3 protein-coding genes are annotated in these 2932 nt (G+C 31.9%); all 3 read left to right on the top strand.

The annotated features are described in order from the left end of the window. Positions 1–119: 119 nt before the first annotated feature. The 3 genes from BIZ36_RS20375 to BIZ36_RS20365 all read left to right on the top strand — a co-directional run bounded on the left by BIZ36_RS20375 (position 120) and on the right by BIZ36_RS20365 (position 2305). Positions 120–899, top strand: a complete 780-nt coding sequence (locus tag BIZ36_RS20375; RefSeq protein WP_187459699.1) for a hypothetical protein — start codon at positions 120–122, stop codon at positions 897–899. A 151-nt stretch (positions 900–1050) separates the two neighbouring features. After that, positions 1051–1686: a hypothetical protein gene (locus BIZ36_RS20370; protein WP_187459698.1), complete on the top strand. Its 636-nt coding sequence runs from the start codon at positions 1051–1053 to the stop codon at positions 1684–1686. Between the two features lie 361 nt (positions 1687–2047). Next, positions 2048–2305: a hypothetical protein gene (locus BIZ36_RS20365; RefSeq protein WP_187459697.1), complete on the top strand. Its 258-nt coding sequence runs from the start codon at positions 2048–2050 to the stop codon at positions 2303–2305. Positions 2306–2932 lie beyond the last annotated feature (627 nt).

The raw sequence follows: 2932 nt of genomic DNA, 5'->3' as shown, positions 1-2932 counted from the left end.
AACAAGAAAAAATATAACTAAACAATAAGCTTTAGCTTCGTGCGCAGACGGAAACGAAAAGTTTCCTTACTACCGCACTACGCTTAGCCGAAACCGTTGCCATTAATTTGACCCAAACTATGAAAACAACCATTTTAGCAATATTATTTCTTTCTATTAATTCTGTTTTCGGACAAATTAAAAATGTTGAATACAACGAAATAATTCCCGAATATATAATTGCTGTTTGGGAAAATAACGGAACCTCAAATAATGCGGAGTTTAATGCACCTGAATTAAATCAAATCAAGGATTTTTTTGTCGAATTAAGCAAAAGACAAAACAATATAACCTCTAATCAATTTTTAAACAAACCGACTGACAATACTCTGGTTGCTCATTATCTGAATACCAAACTAAAATGGAATTCATTTAATGGTCCACACGTTGGACTAAAAAAACTATCAACAAAAAAGGTCGTTAAGAACTCAATTAAAGACTTACCGACAAGGAATGAACTTTTAGCATTTTATTACAGCTCGATTTTCATAGATGTTTTGAATAAACAAAAGCCAATAGATTTAGCGGAAACAAATATTGACTTGGAAAATCTAAATCTGAATAATGATTCAGAAAAGGCGATACTTTTTTTAACTGCAATGAGACACGTTGGAAGTCAAGTTACTTCTTATGCGACAACTCGATTCCCGAATAACTGCTTTAGAGCAAAAGAATATGTGGAAAATATGCCGAAATTTAATGGAAAAGCATTTTATGAGTTTGACTTGCCTGAATTCGAGGATTTTAAAATAGAAGTTGATAAACGAAAACCAAAAATGAGTTTTAAAGAGAGATACATTCCCGAATTTGAAAATGCGAAATTGGGAATTGAAAAATGTTTAGCGGAAGAAAAAAACTAATGGCAACACCGTGTATAATTAATGGCTGGTTCTCGCCTACTTACGAAAATCCTCGCGGATTTTCTATTCGGTTTTTATTTGCTAAATTTTGTGCTTAAAACACGCCACTAATCATATACAAACACGTTAGGCACAAGCAAAAACCACGATTATGAAAAAATTTGAAATTAACGAAATTCAATTGATTAAAGACTCTTTTGAATTGAGGAAAAAAAATTCTGACATTGGACACGCTAATGAATTAGATAAAATTCAGTCAAAGTTATATTTTCCAATCAAAAATTTGACGAGTTTACAAAGAGCCATAATAAGTGGTTGCGTTAAGGAATTTGCTATTTACCCAAATCAGGAAATTCTGAACAAATCGGATTATGAAATTTTGCTTTCAAGAAAAGAAATTGAGCAGGATTGTTTAAGAATTGACATTGCTTCAAAAATTCTGAACAAAATCAAAAGAAGGACTGATTCAAAAAGAAAATTATTTGAGCAAACGTTTGAAAAAATTGACAAGTTATCTAACTCAAAACAAGTTTACTTTTCAATAACAAGAGACGGAAAAATTTACAAAGTAGGAATAGTAACGGACAGAAATAAGGGAATGAAAACTGAATTGTGCTTGACTTCTACTCTATCAAATTTCGAAATTGGTTTTTTAAGTCAAGATTCATTTATGAAATCAAGCAATCCGACTGAATTAGTTAATTATTTGAAAGAATACGGAAAAGAAAATAAACTGACTGAAAACCATAATCGATTTATAAAAATAATGGAAAATGCCAGTGCCTAACAATGTATAACCGCAATTACGGCGGATTCGACTACGTCCGAATCCACTCGGAATTGCTAACGCCAGTTCTTAACCGAAAATTATTAACTTTAATCCCGTAACTGACGGTTATACGAGACCGTTGTAATGCATTTAAACAAAACTGAATTTGCTGGACAAACTAATTCTTAAAGATTCTCTGGAATTTAATGGAACTATATCTGAGTTGAAAGAATTGATTCGGTTCAAAAAAGACCGTGGATTTCGCTAGGAATGGATTGACGATTCATCATTCAAATTTTTATCAAATTTTTCTCTTGGAACACTAATCGTAAATTATCTACCAGTCGAAGGAATAAAAGGATTTGCCAAATTGTCGGAATTGGAAAACGGAAAAACCAAAGTGGATTTGACCACAAAAATCCGCATTGAATTATATCTATTCACTCTTATTTTTCTCATCATCATTATCGCAGGTCTTATCTCAAATGAAACTTTGCCATTTTGGATTTATGGACTTCTCCCAATTGGACTTGTTTGGTTTTGGTGGGTTTACAGAGTTCAGGAAAAAGGACTTTTTAAGAAACTGACAAAGTATATCGAAAAGGACATAAAAAACTCATTACAACATGGTTTATAATTAATTGCGGTAAGAATTTACAAATGGAAATTCCTGCAATCAATTATCTTTAGGGTTAGGCGGACATTTTCCGTTGGAAAAATCCGCAACTAATCATACACGAACCGTTGTAAAACATTTTGAAAAAGACACTCTACATACTGATTTTGATAAGTTTCGGATTTAAATGCGTAGATAATAATTGCGTATTAGAAAACGGAAAATATAAAGTTGTTTATGACAAAGAGTTTGCAAATTATCCAAAATTTGAATTTGTAATAAATGGACAAACTTTAACGGAAATAAATTCTGACTCGAATCGGAAATACACGATTGAAACACTCGGAGAGAATTCCTTTCGACTTAAACCACTTGAAAAACAAACTGACTCTTTAACGGAATTTCAAAAAGCACTAATATCAAACGGAAAACCATATTATGAAATTACGGATTGCAAAAAAGACACAATCGACTTTACAATGCGAGTGAATCTGCACGTGATTTCTCATTCTGGAAAATTTGTACGAATCGAATGAATAAAAAACGTTTTACAACAATGTATCCTATGAAAAGCCATAGTCCTGTTCTAAAGTTAGTCAATATTTCCCTTTTGCCTTAAACCACCCTTTTTCTTTTTATATAACTTGC

It is taken from the genome of Cytophaga sp. FL35 (assembly GCF_014349235.1).
GTDB lineage: Bacteria > Bacteroidota > Bacteroidia > Flavobacteriales > Flavobacteriaceae > Euzebyella.
The sequence above is the reverse complement of the archived record's forward strand: the minus strand, read 5'-3'. Positions and strand labels throughout refer to the sequence as shown.

Bases quoted from the DNA above. Each gene is read 5' to 3' on its own strand.
- BIZ36_RS20375 (WP_187459699.1), top strand. From the start codon at position 120: ATGAAAACAACCATTTTAGCAATATTATTTCTTTCTATTAATTCTGTT.
- BIZ36_RS20370 (WP_187459698.1), top strand. From the start codon at position 1,051: ATGAAAAAATTTGAAATTAACGAAATTCAATTGATTAAAGACTCTTTT.